Genomic DNA, 15,055 nt, shown 5'->3' with positions numbered 1-15,055 from the left:
ACGCTTCCTTTGTGCCTGTTTCACCAGGCTCTCCGGGCGCTTCCCTTCGGTCTTGCGTTTCCGACTCTATCAGATCCTTGCGGCTCCGATTTTCGCCGGCGCGTTTCGGCCTTTCGGCTTCTTCGCGGTTTCCGACTTTATCAGATCCGGCTTTCTTTCGATTCCGGCTTCCGATTTCGTCGGAGTGCTTCGGGGTGCCTTTTCGGCGGCCCCTCGGCGGGTCACTACTTTAGCGAATTTCCCTGGCGACTCATAATCGAGTCGGCCGGATCGATTTTCGGCAACGCGAAAGCCGACCCGTCAGGGAGTCGTGCGAAGTAGTTGGGTTGTGCCGCCTGGCGGAGGGCGCAGAAGGCGCTGTCCGTCTCCAACGGCTCGGGCTACGTTAGGCGGTCGCGCAAGCAGAGTCAAGTAGCCGAGGTGGCGCGGCGGCGGGGGACGTGACGACGGTAGGGACTGACCGTCGGGTCGCCGTCGATCCAGTAGCGCCAGGGGTGGTGGGCGCCGTCCCCGCCCACTCCGGTGCGGGGGCCGTTGCACACCCGGTCAGGGGTGGGCGGGGTGCCGTGGAGCAGGGTGAGGGGGGCGTCGCCGCCGCGGCAGAGGTCGGTGCCGTCGAGGGTGCGGTCGATGTCGAGGGCGGTGGCCAGTCGGGCCGGGCCCTTGGCCAGCTCGTGGGCGCTGCGGGCCTTGGGGCGGCGGGCGGCGGCCAGGTGCGCGCCGCTGAGGATCTCGCCGGCGCGCAGCAGGACACCGCTTGCCTGGCCCTCGGGGCCGCAGACCGCGTTGAGGCTGAACCACATGCCGTAGATGAAGTAGACGTACGCATGGCCGGGCGGGCCGAACATCGCGGCGTTGCGCTCGGTGCGGCCTCGGTAGGCGTGGGAGCCGGGATCGCCCTCGCCGTCGTACGCCTCCACCTCGGTCAGCCGGAGCTCGATCGGGCCGTCGGGGGTGTGGCGTACGAGGGTGCGGCCCAGCAGGTCGGGGGCCACCTCCACAACGGGGCGGTCGAAGAAGTCGCGGTTGAGCGGCATTCGTTCCGGTACGTCGGTCATGCGGATCGAGGGTAGTGGAGGCATCAGGGGTGCCGGCTGGCCAGGGGGGCGGCGGGGTTGGGAAGGTGTGGGCGGTGGAACCGGCCCGTGCCGGTTTCGCGTTCGTAGGTAGCGACCCGCGGGTCGTAATGGAGCACAGGCGCTGTGCCTGGGGAGGACGAGCATGGGATTCAAGAAGCTGCTGGCGAGCCTGGGGGCCGGGGGTGCGTCGGTGGAAACGGTGCTCTTCGAGGAGAACGTCGTCCCGGGCGGAGTGGTGCAGGGCGAGGTGCGGATCCAGGGCGGGTCGGTGGCCCAGGAGATCCAGGGGCTGTCGGTCGGCCTGCAGGCGCGGGTCGAGGTGGAGAGCGGCGACGAGGAGTACAAGAGGAACATCCAGTTCACGAAGGTGCAGCTGGGCGGGGCCTTCGAGGTCCAGGCGGGAGCGGCGCACACCGTGCCGTTCGGCCTGGAGATTCCGTGGGAGACGCCGATCACCACGTTCCTGGGCACGCATCTGCGTGGGATGAGCGTCGGGGTGACGACGGAGCTGGCGATCGCGCGGGCGGTGGACTCCGGTGATCTGGACCCGGTCAACGTGCATCCGGTGCCGGCGCAGCAGGCGATCCTGGACGCGTTCGGGCGGCTCGGGTTCCGTTTCAAGGCGGCGGATCTGGAGCAGGGGCACATCCGGGGCACGCGGCAGCAGCTGCCCTTCTACCAGGAGATCGAGTTCTACGCGCCGCAGCAGTACCGCGGGCTGAACCAGGTCGAGCTGTCCTTCGTGGCGGACGACCGGGAGATGGACGTCGTACTGGAGATGGACAAGAAGCCGGGGCTGTTCTCCGAGGGGTCGGACACCTACCGGTCGTTCACCGTGGGGCTGCACGACTTCGAGGGGACCGACTGGGCGGCTTATCTCCACCAGTGGCTGGCGGAGGTCGGCGGTAAGCGGAACTGGCTCTAACCTGGCCCGACAGAGTGTCAGCGAGCGACCAGGAGGTTCATGTGTCCGAGCTGAAGCGGCGGCCGCTTCCGCACGATTTCCATCCGCCGGTGCCGGAGTTCACCGTGGTGAGCGACGAGGTGGAGCCGGGCGGGACGCTGCGGCCGGAGCAGGTCCACTCGGGCGGGAACCGCTCGCCGCACCTGCGATGGGAAGGGGCACCCTCGGGGACCAAGAGCTACGCCGTCACCTGCTACGACCCGGACGCGCCGACGGGCAGCGGCTTCTGGCACTGGGTGCTGTTCGACATCCCGGCGTCGGTGACGGAGCTGCCGTCCGGTGCCGGCTCGGGGGACATGAAGGGGCTGCCCGAGGGCGTCGTGCACGCGCGTAACGACTACGGGACGCGGGACTTCGGCGGGGCGGCGCCGCCGCCCGGGGACGGTCCGCACCGTTACGTGTTCACGGTCTACGCGGTGGACCAGGAGAAGCTCGGGCCCGATGCGGACGCCTCGCCCGCGGTGGTGGGCTTCAACCTGCGCTTCCATGCGATCGGGCGGGCCCAGCTGATCGGCGAGTACGAGGCGCCGGCCAAGGGCTGAGCACCGTAATTCCGTTGCGCCCCGGCGCTTCCGGCACGCAGAGTGGTACCTGTGCCGCCGCCCCTCATCAGGGCGTCGGGCAGTCGGTACCGCAGTGGCGGGAGCGGCGGGGCGCAGGTGTGTCGCCCGCTGCTTGTCGGAGCCCGGCCTCGGGTCGGGCGTCCTCGTCGGCTGCCGTTCGCTCCGGGTCCCGCGTGTTTCACGGGGGCGGGACCCGGAGCGCACTCTTTTCGGCCGGTCGCGGTCCGTGCGGTCTCCTGTGTGCGCCGTCGCCGGATCACCCGGTCTTCATCTCGTGCTCGTCCGCCATTTCCCTTGTGGCATGCGGAAATTGCGTTGTTCGGGGAATACCTGCCGCTGCACAGTGGAGCAACTTCGCCGCGGGGGCGGAGCGGGTCCGGGAGGTGGACGGGATGCGCGAGACGCTGGTGCTGAATGCGAGCTTCGAGCCGCTGGCGACGGTGTCGCTGCGGCGCGCGGTGGTGCTGGTCATGCAGGACAAGGCGGTCGTCGAGCACGCCCACCCCGGGATGCGCGTCCGGGCCGCCTCGGTGGACGTACCGGTGCCGCAGGTGATCCGGCTGAGCAGGTACGTACGGGTGCCGTTCCGAAGACGGGCGCCATGGTCGCGGCGCGGGGTGCTGGTGCGTGACCAGCACCGGTGTGCGTACTGCGGGCGGCGGGCGACGACCGTGGACCACGTCGTGCCGCGGTCGCACGGTGGTGGGGACACCTGGCTGAATACCGTCGCCTCGTGCGCGGAGGACAATCACCGCAAAGCGGACCGTACGCCCGAGCAGGCGGGGATGCAGCTGCTGCGGCGGCCGTTCGAGCCGACGCCGGCGGATGCGCTGCTGTCGACGCTGGGGGTGTCGGTGCGGGACGGTCTGCCGGAGTGGCTGGCGCTGCCGGCGTAGCGCCGTCCGGGGCGGCGGCCCTTGCCCAACTCCCGCTAGTTGAGCAGGAGATGGGCGATGGCCGCCAGGCCGACCAGGACGATGACCGCGCGCAGGGCGGTCGGCGGCAGTCGTCGGCCGATCCTGGCGCCGAGCAGGCCGCCGAGGGTGGAGCCGACGGCGATCAGGGCGACGGCGGTCCAGTCGAAGTGGGCGACGAAGAGGAAGAAGACCGCCGCGACGCCGTTGACGCCGCCGACGAGGACGTTCTTGAGGGCGTTGAGGCGCTGGAGGTCGTCGTCGAGCAGCAGGCCCATGAGGGACATGTAGAGCACGCCCTGGGCCGCGCCGAAGTAGCCGCCGTAGACGCTGGCGAGCAGCAGTCCGAGGAGCAGGACGGGGCCGCCGTCGGGGTGGGCGGCGGTGCCGCTCCGCGCGCGGCGGGCGCGGAGCCGGGCGGAGAGCCGGGGCTGGGCGACGACGAGGACGAGGGCGACCGCGATCAGCGCGGGGACCACTATGGCGAACGCCTCCGGTGGCAGGGCCAGCAGGAGGATCGCGCCGCCGAGGCCGCCGAGGAGGGCGGCGAGCCCGAAGCGGAGCAGGCGGCGGCGCTGGCCGGAGAGTTCGCGGCGGTAGCCGAAGGCGCCGCTGAGCGAGCCGGGCACCAGGCCCAGGGTGTTGGAGACGTTGGCCGTGACGGGCGGCAGTCCGAGGGCGAGCAGCACCGGGAAGGTGATCAGGGTCCCGGACCCGACGATGGTGTTGATCGTGCCGGCGCCGACGCCGGCGGCGAGGACGGCGGCGGCTTCCCAAAGGGTCATGCTGGCTCCCCCGTGCATGCTCGGTGTGGTCCTGCCCGATCATGCACCAGGGGCGCGGGCGGCGGCGGAGACGGGCTCAGTCGTCGATGGGGGGCGTCTCGTGCTTCGGGGTGCTGGGCTTGGGGATGGAGCCGCCGCCGGTCGGCGGGGTGAAGTTGCCGAGGGCGCCACCGAGGCCCTTGAGGGCGTCGCCGATCTCGCTGGGCACGATCCAGAGCTTGTTGGCGTCGCCCTCGGCGATCTTCGGGAGCATCTGGAGGTACTGGTAGGAGAGCAGCTTCTGGTCCGGGTCGCCGGCGTGGATGGACTCGAAGACCACCCGGATGGCCTGGGCCTCGCCCTCGGCGCGGAGCGCGGCGGCCTTGGCCTCACCTTCGGCGCGCAGGATCGAGGACTGCTTCTCACCTTCGGCGGTGAGGATCTGGGACTGCCGGACACCCTCGGCCTGGAGGATCGCGGCGCGCTTGTCACGGTCGGCGCGCATCTGCTTCTCCATCGAGTCCTGGATGGAGGTCGGCGGCTCGATGGCCTTCAGCTCGACGCGGTTGACGCGGATGCCCCATTTGCCGGTGGCCTCGTCGAGGACGCCGCGCAGGGCCGCGTTGATCTCCTCGCGGGAGGTGAGGGTCCGTTCCAGGTCCATGCCGCCGATGATGTTGCGGAGGGTGGTGACGGTGAGCTGCTCGATGGCCTGGATGTAGCTGGCGACCTCGTAGGTGGCCGCGCGGGCGTCCGTCACCTGGTAGTAGATGACGGTGTCGATGTTCACGACGAGGTTGTCCTGGGTGATCACCGGCTGCGGCGGGAACGGCACGACCTGCTCGCGGAGGTCGATGCGGTTGCGGATCGAGTCGATGAACGGGACGACGATGTTCAGGCCGGCGTTGAGGGTGCGGGTGTAGCGGCCGAAGCGTTCGACGATGGCGGCGCTGGCCTGGGGGATGACCTGGATCGTTTTGATGAGTGCGATGAACACGAGCACCACCAGGATGATCAGGACGATGATGATCGGTTCCACAGCGGCTCCCGTGCCCTTCGTTGCTGGTCCGTGCCGGCCGGTGACCGGCTTGCCGTTGATCAGTCTTTCAGAGTCGTGGCTCGTCGCGCAGCGTGTTCGGGTCAGATGACGACGGCGGTGGCGCCGTCGATCTCGACGACGTCGACCTGCTGGCCCGGCTCGTAGATCCGTTCGGCGTCGAGGGCGCGGGCGGACCAGATCTCGCCGGCGAGCTTGATGCGGCCGCCGGCGCCGCCGTCGACCCGCTCCAGGACCGTGGCGCTCTTCCCCTTGAGGGCGTCGATGCCGGAGGCGAGCTGGGGGCTCTGGCGGCGGTTGCGGTTGGCGAGGGGGCGTACGACGGCGATGAGCGCGACGGACACGGCGGCGAACACGAGGAACTGCGCGACGGTGCCGCCACCGAGCGCTGCGGTGACGGCACCGGCGACGGCACCGGCCGCGAGCATCCCGAATTCGGGCATCGCGGTCACGACGAGCGGAATACCCAGCCCTACGGCGGCGATCAGCCACCACACCCATGGATCCACGGGCTCATGGTAGATCGGTACGGCGGCCCGGGGACAGGGCGCGATCGGTCAGCGGCGGCCGGGCGGACGGGTGTTCAGGCCAGCGGCAGGCCCTGGGCGGTCCAGCGCTCGCCGACCCGCTCGACGACCAGGGGGACGCCGAAGCAGTGGGAGAGGTTGCGGGAGGTCAGCTCCAGCTCGAGCGGGCCGGCGGCCAGCACCTTGCCCTGACGGATCATCAGGACGTGGGTGAAGCCGGGGGCGATCTCCTCGACGTGGTGGGTGACCATCAGCATCGACGGCGCGTACGGGTCGCGGGCGAGGCGGCCGAGGCGGCGGACCAGGTCCTCGCGGCCGCCGAGGTCGAGGCCGGCGGCCGGCTCGTCGAGCAGCAGCAGCTCGGGGTCGGTCATCATGGCGCGGGCGATCAGGGTGCGCTTGCGCTCGCCCTCGGAGAGGGTGCCGAACTTCCGGTCGAGGTAGTCGTTCATCCCGAGGCGGTCGAGGAAGGCGCGGGCGCGCTGCTCGTCGACGTCCTCGTAGTCCTCCTGCCAGTGGGCGGTCATGCCGTAGGCCGCGGTCAGGACGGTCTGCAGCACGGTCTGGCTGCGCGGCAGCTTGTCGGCGAGCGCGATGCCGGCGATGCCGATGCGCGGGCGGAGGTCGAAGACGTCGACCTTGCCGAGCTGCTCGCCGAGGATGGACGCGGTGCCCTGGGTCGGGAAGAGGTAGCTGGAGGCGACGTTCAGCAGGGTGGTCTTGCCGGCGCCGTTGGGGCCGAGGATCACCCAGCGCTCCCCCTCCTTGACCGACCAGGAGACCTGGTCCACCAGAGCCCGTCCTTCGCGGACCACGGATACGTCCACCAGCTCCAGCACATCGCTCATGAGCGCGTTGTCTCCCATTGCATCTCGGTCGTCGCGTGCACCTGTAGGCGCAGCCCCCCTGCAAACCTACGCCACTCGTTGTCAGTGCCGTTCCCTAGGCTGGGGGCCATGCTCAAGGAACCTCGTTCAGGACGGCTGGCGTCATGGGGAAATGCCCTTTTGGCCGGACTTGTCTCACCTGATGAAGCGGTGCACCGTATCGCGGAGGACGACGCGGTGCACCGCGTGGCCGGCCTGCCCGGGGAGGAGGCGCCGGTCGGGCTGACGCTCGCGCTGGGGCGGTTGCGCGCGCTCGGCGCGGTGGGGCTGCGGGTGGCGCTGCCGGTGCCCGGCCATCCGCTGGGGCTGTGCGGGCCGCCGGAATTCAACGCCCGCGCGCTGGAGGCCGAGGAGGCGGTGATCGTCACCGGCGCCGGGCTGGGCCTGGTCCCGGAGACGTACGAGGCCGGCCCGGAGGGCGGGGCGGCGCCCGATGTGCACGTCGAGGTGGTCTGGCGGTGTCTGCCGGTGCGGGAGGCGCCGCCGGCGGACGTGCCGTCGCTGGGCGAGGCGGAGCGGGAGCTGGCGGAGGCGCTGCGGGAGGCGACCGAGGTGCTCGCGAAGCTGGACGTGGCCGGGGCGGGGCCGGTGGCGCAGGCGGCGCTGGCGGCGTATCGGGCGCGGGCGGAGGCGGGCCGTCAGGTGCTGGCTCCGGGGTATCCGCCGCGGGCGGTGCGCGTGTTGGAGCTGGCGCAGCGGGTCGGGGCGCTGATCGACATCGCGCGTGCGGCCGGCGGGGACGGTACGGAGCACGGCGCGGCGGTGAGCGCGTCGGAGATGGCGGCGCGCGCGGAGGCGCTGCGTCCGGTGGAGCGTACGGCCCGCCGGGCGCAGGTCGCGGCGTACAACTCCGCCGTGGAGGAGCGGGAGCGGCGCGGCGGCTGACGGGGGAGGAAAAGGGCGGGCCCCGCCGGGCCATGGTGTGGTCGACGACGGGGCCGTTGCCGAGCTGGGCCGGACAGCCCGGGCAGGGTGAGCTGTTCACCCCAGATCGGACAACCTCAGCTGTTCGAGCTCGTGTTGTCGAACGTGGGGTTGAGCACGCCGATGACGTTGGCGGTGTTGCCGGTGGCGTTCACCGGGACGTGCACCGGGGCCTGGACGAGGTTGCCCGAGCCGATGCCCGGGGAGACCGTCGCCTTGCCGTCGGCCTGGGCGCCGCCGGCGGCGAAGGCGGAGCCGGCCGCGGCGGTCAGGGCGAAGCCGGTGGCGGCGAGGACGAGGGCGGCCTTCTTGGCGCTGTTCATGGTGAGGTGAGTTCCTTGCGTGGTGGCACGGGACCGCAATGACGGGTGCGGCTGCGGGCGGCTCAGAAGTTGGTGCTGCGGTTGCCGAACGCGGGGTTGAGCACGCCGACGACGTTGACGCTGTTGCCGTTGACGTTCACCGGCACGGTCACGGGCGCCTGGACGAGGTTGCCGGAGAGGATGCCGGGAGAAGTGGTGGTGCAACCGGCGGCCTGCGCACCGTCGGTGGCGAAGGCGGAGCCGGCGGCCGCACCCAGGCCGAGGGCGGTACCGGCGACGACGAGGGCGGCCTTCTTGGCGGTGTTCATGAGATGTGGTCCTTGCGTGGTGGGAAGAAGAAAAGAAAACAGAGGGGTGAGGACGGCTTCCGCGCGGCCGGAGGGGGCCGGTGCGGCGACGGTCAGACGTTCTCGCAGACGTTCCCGAAGGTCGGGTTGAGGATGCCGACGACGGAGACGGTGTTGCCGCAGGCGTTCACGGGGACGTGCACCGGGGCCTGGACGAGGTTGCCGGAGACGATGCCCGGGGAGTTCTTGGCCTCGCCGTTCGCGTGCGCGTCGTGGGCGAACGCGGAGCCGGCGGCGGCACCCAGGCCGAGGGCGGTGGTGGCGAGGACGAGGGCGGCCTTCTTGGCGGTGTTCATGCGGGGGATTCCTCCGGTGAGGGGGCACAGGGCCGGTGAACGGCACTGATGGGCATGGCGGGGTGTGGAGGGGGACCGGCCGCGCGCTCACGGCGGTGAGGGGGCCGGTCCGGTGTGGGCCCGCGCGGACGGGATCGTCACGCGGGCCGCGCGCAAAGCGCTTGCTGCGCTCAGAAGTTGACGCAGGGGTCGCCGAAGCTGGGGTTGAGCAGACCGACGACCGAGATGGTGTTGCCGCAGACGTTCACCGGAACCTTCACCGGGGCCTGGACGAGGTTGCCCGAGCCGATGCCCGGGGACTGCACCGCGGCACCCTGCGCCTGCGGGGTGTGGGCGGAGGCGATGCCGGCGCCGGCGAGGGCGAGACCGCTCGCCACCATCGTGACGGCCGCTGCCCGCTTGATGTTCTTCACTTCTCTTGCTCCTCGTTGCCGTTGCCGTGACCAGCCGTCACGGCTGCTCTGGACAACGGCCCGGCACGAGGAGGGATACGCCGAACGGGCTACGGCTACACGACAGTATGAATCTCGGACCGGCAGTCGACGTTCGGGTTGACGCATTGTCGTACCGAAGGACCGTCCGACCCCGGCCCGGCACCGCCGCCGGCCCGGTCGTGGCGGCTTTTGCGCCTGGTCAGGCCCCGATTCCGTGCCGTACGGCCCAGAGTGCCGCCTGGGTCCGGTCGGCGAGGTCGAGCTTCATGAGGATGTTGGAGACATGGGTCTTGACGGTCTTCTCGGAGAGCACCAGCGCGCGGGCGATCTCGCGGTTGGAGCGGCCGTCCGCGATCAGCCCGAGGACCTCGCTCTCGCGGTCGGTGAGGGAGGTCCCGCGTCCCTGGCCGCCGTTGCCGTCCTCCTGGGAGAGCAGCGCGCCGGCCACCTCGGGCTGCAGCAGGACGTGGCCGGCGTGCACGGAGCGGATGGCGGCGGCCAGCGCCTCGGGGTCGATGTCCTTGTAGACGTAGCCGGCGGCTCCGGCGCGCAGGGCCGGGACGACGGTGCGCTGTTCGGTGAAGCTGGTGACGACCAGCACCCGGGCGGGGTTGTCCAGTTCGCGGAGCTTGCGGAGTGCCTCGATGCCGTCCATGCCGGGCATCTTGATGTCCATCAGGACGACGCCCGGGCGGAGTTGCTCGGCGGCGGCGATGCCCTCGGCCCCGTCGGCGGCCTCGCCCACCACCTCGATGTCGTCCTGGACCTCCAGGAACGTGCGCAGCCCGCGGCGGACGACCTGGTGGTCGTCGACGAGCAGGACGTGGATCGGTCGGGTGTCAGCCACCGGGCACCTCCATCTCGACAGCGGTGCCCTTGCCGGGCTCCGACTGCACGGTGAGCGTTCCGCCGACGCCGCCGGCGCGGTCGTGCATCGAGACCAGGCCGAGGTGGCGGCCGGCCCGGCGGACCATGCCGGGGTCGAAACCGCAGCCGTCGTCGGCGATCCGCAGCAGCGCGCCCTGGCCGGCCCGGGAGAGGGTGACCTCGACGTGCTCGGCGCCCGAGTGCCGCAGGGCGTTGTGCAGCGCCTCCTGGGCGACCCGGAGCATGGCCTCCTCCTGAGCGGCGGGCAGCGCGCGGACGCCGTGGGCGGCGAAGGTGACGTGGGAGGAGTGGGCGCGGTCGAGGACCTGGGCCTGTGAGCGCAGGGTGGCGACCAGGCCGTCCTCGTCCAGGGCGGCCGGCCGCAACTCGACGACGGCGGCGCGGAGTTCGTCGGCGGCCTCGGCGGCGAGCGCGGCGACCTGGTGGAGTTCGTCCTTGGCGCGGACCGGGTCGCGGTCGACGAGGGCGGTGGCGGCCTGGGCGGTGAGCCGGAGCGAGAACAGCTTCTGGGACACCGCGTCGTGCAGTTCGTGGGCGAGCCGGGCCCGCTCCCCCGCGATGGTCAGCTCGCGGCTGCGCTCGTAGAGGCGGGCGTTGGTCAGGGCGATGGCGGCGTGCTGGGCGAGTATGCCCAGCAGGCGCTCGTCGTCCTCGGTGAAGCCGCATCCGCCGTCCGGCTTGGGGCAGCGCTTGTTGGCCAGGAAGAGCGCGCCGAGGATCTCGTCCCCGTCGGCGACCGGCAGGCCGAGGAAGTCCCGCATGTCCGGGTGGGCCGAGGGCCAGCCGCCGAAGCGAGGGTCCTGGCGGACGTCGGCGAGCCGTTCGGGGGTGGCGTTGTGCAGCATCGCGGCGAGGATGCCGTGCTGGCGGGGCAGCGGGCCGATGGCCTTCCACTGCTCGGCGCTGACGCCGTCGACGACGAACTGGGCGAAGCCGCCGTGGTCGTCGGGCACTCCCAGGGCGGCGTACTCGGCGTCCAGCAGTTCGCGGGCCGAGGCCACGATCGTCTTGAGGACGTCGCGCACCTCAAGATGCCTGCTCATGGCCAGGATCGCGGTGCTCACCGCGGGGATCCCGGCTCCCGGTCCGTTGGTCATGGCTTCACCGTACCGGCGGGGTCGACGACCCGGATCGGTCCTGCGCCGGCCGGCGACCAGGACCACCGGCCTAGGCCGAATGCCGTGGCCGGGGCCGGTCCGGCGGCCGACGCCCGGCGGGTGGTGGCGTTCCTACGGTGAGGGCGCGGACCGGGGTGGCCGGTCCGGGCGGAAGGGGACGCGATCATGCCGGTGGCGATCATCACGGGGGCGTCGAAGGGGCTGGGCCGGGCGCTCGCCGGGGCGCTGGCCGAACGGGGCTGGGATCTGGTGGTGGACGCGCGGTCCGCCGGGCCGCTCGCGGAGGCGGCGCGGGCGCTGGCCGGGGCGGGGGGCCGGGTGGTGGCGCTGCCGGGGGACGTGGCGGACGGCGGGCACCGGACGGCGCTGGTCGCCGCGGCCGGGGAGCTGGGCGGGCTGGATCTGGTGGTGAACAACGCGAGCGCGCTGGGGGCCGAGCCGCTGGTGCGGCTGGCGGACCTGCCGCTTGAGGGGCTGCGGCGGGCGCTGGAGGTGAATGTGGTGGCACCCCTGGGCATGCTTCAGACTGCTTTGCCGCTTTTGCGCTGCTCCTCCTATTGGGAATCGTATGAGGGTGATTTCCTTTATAGGGGTACTGCCCCTCATATAGGGGGAGCAGATGGTAGAGATATGTCCGAATCGCCCTATTATGGCGAGCCGGATGTCGCGCCGGGAAGGCAACCGGGCGGTGCGGTCCTCAGCATCAGCTCGGACGCGGCCGTCGAGGCGTACCCGACGTGGGGCGGCTACGGAGCGGCCAAGGCGGCGCTGGACCAGCAGTCGGCGGTGCTCGCGGTGGAGGAGCCGGGGCTGCGGGTCTGGTGGGTCGACCCGGGAGACATGCGGACCGATCTGTACGCGGCCGCGGTCCCGGACGACGACGCGGACCGGCCGCTGCCGGAGACGGTGGTCCCGGCGCTGCTGCGGCTGCTGGACGGCGCAGCTCCCAGCGGCCGGTACACGGCCGCGGAACTGCTCCGCCCGGCCGGCACCGGTACGTCCGGCGGGACGGGGTCCCGGTGATCACCGGGGCGCTGCGGGTCCCGGCGGAGCTGTCGGCACGGGTGCCGGCCGAGCAGCGCGGCCCGGGTCTCGGCCGGGACGACGTACGGCTGCTGGTGAGCCGGGGGACGCGGGAGCCCGCCCATCACCTCTTCCGGGAGCTGCCGGAGTTGCTCGGGGCCGGGGACGTGCTGGTGGTGAACACCTCACGGACGCTGCCGGCGGCGGTGGACGGCCGGACCGGGGACGGCCGGGGGCGCGGCGAGCCGGTGGTGGTGCACTTCTCGACCAGGGCCGACCGGTGGCATCCGGCGGGCCGGGCGGTGGCCGGCTGCTGGGCGGTGGAGCTGCGCAGTCCGGACGGCCGGGGCAGCACCCTGCCGCGGCCAGGCGGTCCGCCCGGCACGGTGGTGCGGCTGCCCGGCGGCGCGCGGCTGACCCTGGAGGCACCGGTGGACCCGGGAGGCGTACGGCTGTGGTGGGCGCGGCCGTCCGGGCTGCGGGTGCCGGAGCTGCTGCGGCGGCACGGGCGGCCGATCCGGTACGGCTACACCGACCGGGACCAGCCGCTGACCGCGTACCGGACGGTGTTCGCGGTGGACTCCCCCGGCGCCGGCAGCGCGGAGATGCCGAGCGCGGCCCGGCCGTTCACCGCGGAGCTGGTGGCGCGGCTGGTGAGCCGGGGGGTGCAGTTCGCGCCGATCTCGCTGCACACGGGGGTGGCGTCGGCGGAGGCGTTCGAGCCGCCGTACCCGGAGCGCTTCGCGGTGCCGGCGGCGACGGCATGGCTGGTGAACGCCGCACGGGCCCGCCGCAGGGTGGCGCCGAGGGCCGCCGGGGGCCGGATCGTCGCGGTGGGCACGACGGCCGTACGGGCGCTGGAGTCGGCGACCGGTGCGGACGGGCGGGTGCGGGCCGCGGCCGGGTGGACGGACCTGGTGGTGACGCCGGAGCGCGGGGTGCGGGCGGTGGACGGCCTGCTCACCGGGCTGCACGAGCCGACCGCCTCCCATCTGCTGATGCTGCGGGCGGTGGCGTCGGCGGCCGCGGACCGGGCCGCGCTGGAGCGGGCGTACGAGGCGGCGGTGGAGCGGCGCTACCTGTGGCACGAATTCGGCGATCTGCATCTGCTGCTGCCGGACCGGGTCCGAGACTCGGTGCATGTCGCACTCCACGAGGAACTGGACGCCGACCCACGGTGAGCCCTACCGGCCGGTGCCGTACCGGCCCGCGCGGATGCCCGTGGCCGAGTCGCTGGCCCGGGCCGCCGCGCTGCGGGAGCGGATGGGCCGGCGGCGCACGGTCCGGCAGTTCGCCGCCGACCCGGTGCCGGAGCAGGTGGTGAAGGACGCGATCGCCTGTGCGGCGACCGCCCCGTCCGGGGCACATCAGCAGCCCTGGACGTTCGTCCTGGTCAAGGACCCCGAGGTGCGGCGCCGGATCAGGGCGGCGGCGGAGGCCGAGGAGCGCCGCTCCTACCGGGGGCGGCTGGGCGAGGAGTGGCTGGCCGCCCTGCGGCCGCTGGGCACGGACGAGATCAAGCCGCATCTGACCGATGCGCCGCACCTGATCGTCGTCTTCCAGCAGCGCCACTGGCTGGGTCCGGACGGCAGCAGGCGCAAGCACTACTACGTCGACGAGTCGGTGGGGATCGCGGTCGGCATGCTGCTGTCCGCGCTGCATCTGTCGGGGCTGGCGGCGCTGGTGCACACGCCCAGCCCGATGCGGTTCCTGCAGGAGGTGCTGGGGCCGCCGGCGAACGAGAAGGCGTTCGCGGTGATCCCGGTGGGCTACCCGGCACCGGAGTGCGAAGTGCCCGATTTGGTACGGAAGAGCCTGGATCAGGTGCTGGTCGAGATCTAGCGCATACGGGCTGTGCGTTTGCAATTACTGATGGCGAGACCTTCCCCTTCGGGCTGTGACGCCGCCAATAGGGCGTAAATCACTTACGACCCGGGTTAGTGGCCGGTGAAATCGCATCTGACCAGGGATTTATCCATTCCGGATGCGATATTCCCGCTACTGGTTCCACTAACCCGGATCGTACGTCACACCTTTGCCGGGGCAATTTTCGGCCGCTAAGAATGGCCCTCGTCGCTCGGCGCCGTGGTCAGAACTCGGCGTTGGCCGCCGCTCAAGGCCCGTGCGACGTCCCCCTTCGGAAGGTCTGTCCCGCCATGCCCAAGCACGCTCTTTCCCGCTTCAACCGGTCGCACAAGCTCGGTGTCGCCGGTGTCGCTGCAGCCGGTGCCGCAGCTCTGATCTTCGCCGCCGTTCCGGGTGCGGACGCCGATCAGGGCAAGACCCAGGCCACCGCGATCGAGAACGTCAAGCCGGTCGCCTTCAGCGCCGTCGGTACGGCCGCCAGGGCCCAGCAGGCCACCATCGCCAAGCAGGCCGACGCCTCCGCCGCCAAGGGCAAGGCCGAGGCCGCGGCCGCCGCGAAGCAGGCCGCCGCGAAGAAGGCAGCTGCGAAGAAGGCCGCCGCCGAGAAGGCCGCCAAGGCCAAGGCCGCCGCCGCGGCGAAGGCCAAGGCCGAGAAGGAGCGCAAGGCGAAGCAGGCCGCGAGCCGCTCCGCGGTCCGCACCGCGGTCCCGGCCGCCGCGCCGAAGCCGGCCGTGAAGACCTACCCGAACAACCTCGACGGCTGGATCCGCGAGTCGCTGCACGTCATGGCCCAGAAGGGCATCCCCGGCTCGTACAACGGCATCTACCGGAACATCATCCGGGAGTCCTCCGGCAACCCGATGGCGATCAACCTCTGGGACATCAACGCCCAGAACGGCATCCCGTCCAAGGGCCTGCTGCAGGTGATCGACCCGACCTTCAAGACGTACCACGTCGCGGGCACCTCCTGGAACATCTACGACCCGGTCGCCAACATCACCGCGGCCTGCAACTACGCGGCCGACAAGTACGGCTCGATGGACAACGTCAACTCCGCCTACTGAGCCACCGGTTGACGTTG

The 15,055-nt window shown here is 71.8% G+C and carries 20 protein-coding genes; 9 read left to right on the top strand and 11 right to left on the bottom strand.

Features of this window, described 5'->3' with window-relative positions:
• Positions 1-256 (top strand): hypothetical protein (locus IG62_RS48395; RefSeq protein WP_234326342.1); only part of this gene is annotated, 256 nt, incomplete at its 5' end.
• A gap of 151 nt (positions 257-407) precedes the next feature.
• Here IG62_RS48395 and IG62_RS0108705 read toward each other — a convergent pair.
• On the bottom strand, positions 408-1,058 hold the full coding sequence (locus tag IG62_RS0108705) for a DNA-3-methyladenine glycosylase (protein WP_030799427.1): 651 nt from the start codon (positions 1,056-1,058) through the stop codon (positions 408-410).
• A gap of 163 nt (positions 1,059-1,221) precedes the next feature.
• Between IG62_RS0108705 and IG62_RS0108700 the strand changes: the two genes are divergently transcribed.
• The 3 genes from IG62_RS0108700 (at position 1,222) to IG62_RS0108690 (ending at position 3,502) form a co-directional block, all read left to right on the top strand.
• Entirely contained in the window at positions 1,222-2,004 is a 783-nt protein-coding gene (locus IG62_RS0108700) for a sporulation protein (RefSeq protein ID WP_030799426.1), read from the top strand.
• Between the two features lie 41 nt (positions 2,005-2,045).
• Positions 2,046-2,585: a YbhB/YbcL family Raf kinase inhibitor-like protein gene (locus tag IG62_RS0108695; RefSeq protein ID WP_030799424.1), complete on the top strand. Its 540-nt coding sequence runs from the start codon at positions 2,046-2,048 to the stop codon at positions 2,583-2,585.
• Positions 2,586-2,998: 413 nt separating this feature from the next.
• Positions 2,999-3,502 carry an HNH endonuclease gene (locus IG62_RS0108690; protein ID WP_030799422.1) on the top strand — a complete coding sequence of 168 codons (504 nt, stop codon included), beginning with the start codon at positions 2,999-3,001 and terminating at the stop codon, positions 3,500-3,502.
• Between the two features lie 35 nt (positions 3,503-3,537).
• On the opposite strand, the gene IG62_RS0108685 is transcribed toward IG62_RS0108690, so the two are convergent.
• From IG62_RS0108685 to IG62_RS0108670, 4 genes are all read right to left on the bottom strand, one after another.
• Positions 3,538-4,305, bottom strand: a complete 768-nt coding sequence (locus IG62_RS0108685) for a sulfite exporter TauE/SafE family protein (protein WP_030799418.1) — start codon at positions 4,303-4,305, stop codon at positions 3,538-3,540.
• A 76-nt stretch (positions 4,306-4,381) separates the two neighbouring features.
• Positions 4,382-5,323 carry an SPFH domain-containing protein gene (locus tag IG62_RS0108680; protein ID WP_030799416.1) on the bottom strand — a complete coding sequence of 314 codons (942 nt, stop codon included), beginning with the start codon at positions 5,321-5,323 and terminating at the stop codon, positions 4,382-4,384.
• A 101-nt stretch (positions 5,324-5,424) separates the two neighbouring features.
• A complete protein-coding gene (locus IG62_RS0108675) occupies positions 5,425-5,838 on the bottom strand; it encodes an NfeD family protein (protein ID WP_030799413.1) in 414 nt (137 codons plus the stop codon).
• A gap of 86 nt (positions 5,839-5,924) precedes the next feature.
• On the bottom strand, positions 5,925-6,716 hold the full coding sequence (locus IG62_RS0108670) for an ABC transporter ATP-binding protein (RefSeq protein WP_037838008.1): 792 nt from the start codon (positions 6,714-6,716) through the stop codon (positions 5,925-5,927).
• Between the two features lie 108 nt (positions 6,717-6,824).
• Here IG62_RS0108670 and IG62_RS0108665 point away from each other — a divergent pair, with 108 nt between their 5' ends.
• Complete coding sequence (locus tag IG62_RS0108665) at positions 6,825-7,640, top strand: hypothetical protein (RefSeq protein ID WP_030799409.1); 816 nt, start codon at positions 6,825-6,827, stop codon at positions 7,638-7,640.
• Between the two features lie 116 nt (positions 7,641-7,756).
• Here the strand turns inward: IG62_RS0108665 and IG62_RS0108660 are convergent, their stop codons facing one another.
• The 6 genes from IG62_RS0108660 to IG62_RS0108635 all read right to left on the bottom strand — a co-directional run bounded on the left by IG62_RS0108660 (position 7,757) and on the right by IG62_RS0108635 (position 11,064).
• Positions 7,757-8,002, bottom strand: a complete 246-nt coding sequence (locus IG62_RS0108660) for a chaplin (RefSeq protein WP_030799407.1) — start codon at positions 8,000-8,002, stop codon at positions 7,757-7,759.
• Between the two features lie 62 nt (positions 8,003-8,064).
• Positions 8,065-8,310, bottom strand: a complete 246-nt coding sequence (locus tag IG62_RS0108655; protein WP_030799406.1) for a chaplin — start codon at positions 8,308-8,310, stop codon at positions 8,065-8,067.
• Between the two features lie 92 nt (positions 8,311-8,402).
• Positions 8,403-8,645, bottom strand: a complete 243-nt coding sequence (locus tag IG62_RS0108650; protein WP_030799404.1) for a chaplin — start codon at positions 8,643-8,645, stop codon at positions 8,403-8,405.
• Between the two features lie 170 nt (positions 8,646-8,815).
• On the bottom strand, positions 8,816-9,058 hold the full coding sequence (locus IG62_RS0108645; protein ID WP_030799402.1) for a chaplin: 243 nt from the start codon (positions 9,056-9,058) through the stop codon (positions 8,816-8,818).
• Between the two features lie 220 nt (positions 9,059-9,278).
• Positions 9,279-9,926: a response regulator gene (locus IG62_RS0108640; protein ID WP_030799400.1), complete on the bottom strand. Its 648-nt coding sequence runs from the start codon at positions 9,924-9,926 to the stop codon at positions 9,279-9,281.
• The gene (locus IG62_RS0108635; protein WP_030799398.1) at positions 9,919-11,064 is read right to left on the bottom strand and encodes a GAF domain-containing sensor histidine kinase; all 1,146 of its coding nucleotides are present in this window, start codon (positions 11,062-11,064) and stop codon (positions 9,919-9,921) included. The genes IG62_RS0108640 and IG62_RS0108635 overlap by 8 nt, the downstream gene beginning before the upstream one ends.
• Positions 11,065-11,250: 186 nt before the next feature.
• On the opposite strand from IG62_RS0108635, the gene IG62_RS0108630 reads away from it, so the two are divergent.
• The 4 genes from IG62_RS0108630 to IG62_RS0108615 all read left to right on the top strand — a co-directional run bounded on the left by IG62_RS0108630 (position 11,251) and on the right by IG62_RS0108615 (position 15,038).
• Entirely contained in the window at positions 11,251-12,108 is an 858-nt protein-coding gene (locus IG62_RS0108630) for an SDR family NAD(P)-dependent oxidoreductase (RefSeq protein WP_051797752.1), read from the top strand.
• The gene (locus tag IG62_RS0108625) at positions 12,108-13,289 is read left to right on the top strand and encodes an S-adenosylmethionine:tRNA ribosyltransferase-isomerase (RefSeq protein ID WP_051797763.1); all 1,182 of its coding nucleotides are present in this window, start codon (positions 12,108-12,110) and stop codon (positions 13,287-13,289) included. The genes IG62_RS0108630 and IG62_RS0108625 overlap by 1 nt, the downstream gene beginning before the upstream one ends.
• Complete coding sequence (locus IG62_RS0108620; RefSeq protein WP_030799393.1) at positions 13,249-13,950, top strand: nitroreductase family protein; 702 nt, start codon at positions 13,249-13,251, stop codon at positions 13,948-13,950. The genes IG62_RS0108625 and IG62_RS0108620 overlap by 41 nt, the downstream gene beginning before the upstream one ends.
• A gap of 314 nt (positions 13,951-14,264) precedes the next feature.
• Positions 14,265-15,038: a transglycosylase SLT domain-containing protein gene (locus IG62_RS0108615; RefSeq protein WP_030799387.1), complete on the top strand. Its 774-nt coding sequence runs from the start codon at positions 14,265-14,267 to the stop codon at positions 15,036-15,038.
• Positions 15,039-15,055: the final 17 nt, after the last annotated feature.

It is taken from the genome of Streptomyces sp. NRRL S-337 (assembly GCF_000720175.1).
In the GTDB taxonomy this organism is placed as follows: domain Bacteria; phylum Actinomycetota; class Actinomycetes; order Streptomycetales; family Streptomycetaceae; genus Streptomyces; species Streptomyces siderophoricus.
Note: the sequence above shows the minus strand (reverse complement) of the source record. Positions and strands in the feature narration are given on the sequence as shown.

What these genes read in the sequence shown, in the direction of transcription:
- IG62_RS0108650 (WP_030799404.1), bottom strand. Translation starts at nt 8,645, where the DNA reads ATGAACACCGCCAAGAAGGCCGCCCTCGTCCTCGCCACCACCGCCCTC.
- IG62_RS0108665 (WP_030799409.1), top strand. Translation starts at nt 6,825, where the DNA reads ATGCTCAAGGAACCTCGTTCAGGACGGCTGGCGTCATGGGGAAATGCC.
- IG62_RS0108635 (WP_030799398.1), bottom strand. Translation starts at nt 11,064, where the DNA reads ATGACCAACGGACCGGGAGCCGGGATCCCCGCGGTGAGCACCGCGATC.
- IG62_RS0108705 (WP_030799427.1), bottom strand. Translation starts at nt 1,058, where the DNA reads ATGACCGACGTACCGGAACGAATGCCGCTCAACCGCGACTTCTTCGAC.
- IG62_RS0108700 (WP_030799426.1), top strand. Translation starts at nt 1,222, where the DNA reads ATGGGATTCAAGAAGCTGCTGGCGAGCCTGGGGGCCGGGGGTGCGTCG.
- IG62_RS0108620 (WP_030799393.1), top strand. Translation starts at nt 13,249, where the DNA reads ATGTCGCACTCCACGAGGAACTGGACGCCGACCCACGGTGAGCCCTAC.
- IG62_RS0108630 (WP_051797752.1), top strand. Translation starts at nt 11,251, where the DNA reads ATGCCGGTGGCGATCATCACGGGGGCGTCGAAGGGGCTGGGCCGGGCG.
- IG62_RS0108685 (WP_030799418.1), bottom strand. Translation starts at nt 4,305, where the DNA reads ATGACCCTTTGGGAAGCCGCCGCCGTCCTCGCCGCCGGCGTCGGCGCC.
- IG62_RS0108660 (WP_030799407.1), bottom strand. Translation starts at nt 8,002, where the DNA reads ATGAACAGCGCCAAGAAGGCCGCCCTCGTCCTCGCCGCCACCGGCTTC.
- IG62_RS0108690 (WP_030799422.1), top strand. Translation starts at nt 2,999, where the DNA reads ATGCGCGAGACGCTGGTGCTGAATGCGAGCTTCGAGCCGCTGGCGACG.
- IG62_RS0108615 (WP_030799387.1), top strand. Translation starts at nt 14,265, where the DNA reads ATGCCCAAGCACGCTCTTTCCCGCTTCAACCGGTCGCACAAGCTCGGT.
- IG62_RS0108670 (WP_037838008.1), bottom strand. Translation starts at nt 6,716, where the DNA reads ATGAGCGATGTGCTGGAGCTGGTGGACGTATCCGTGGTCCGCGAAGGA.
- IG62_RS0108655 (WP_030799406.1), bottom strand. Translation starts at nt 8,310, where the DNA reads ATGAACACCGCCAAGAAGGCCGCCCTCGTCGTCGCCGGTACCGCCCTC.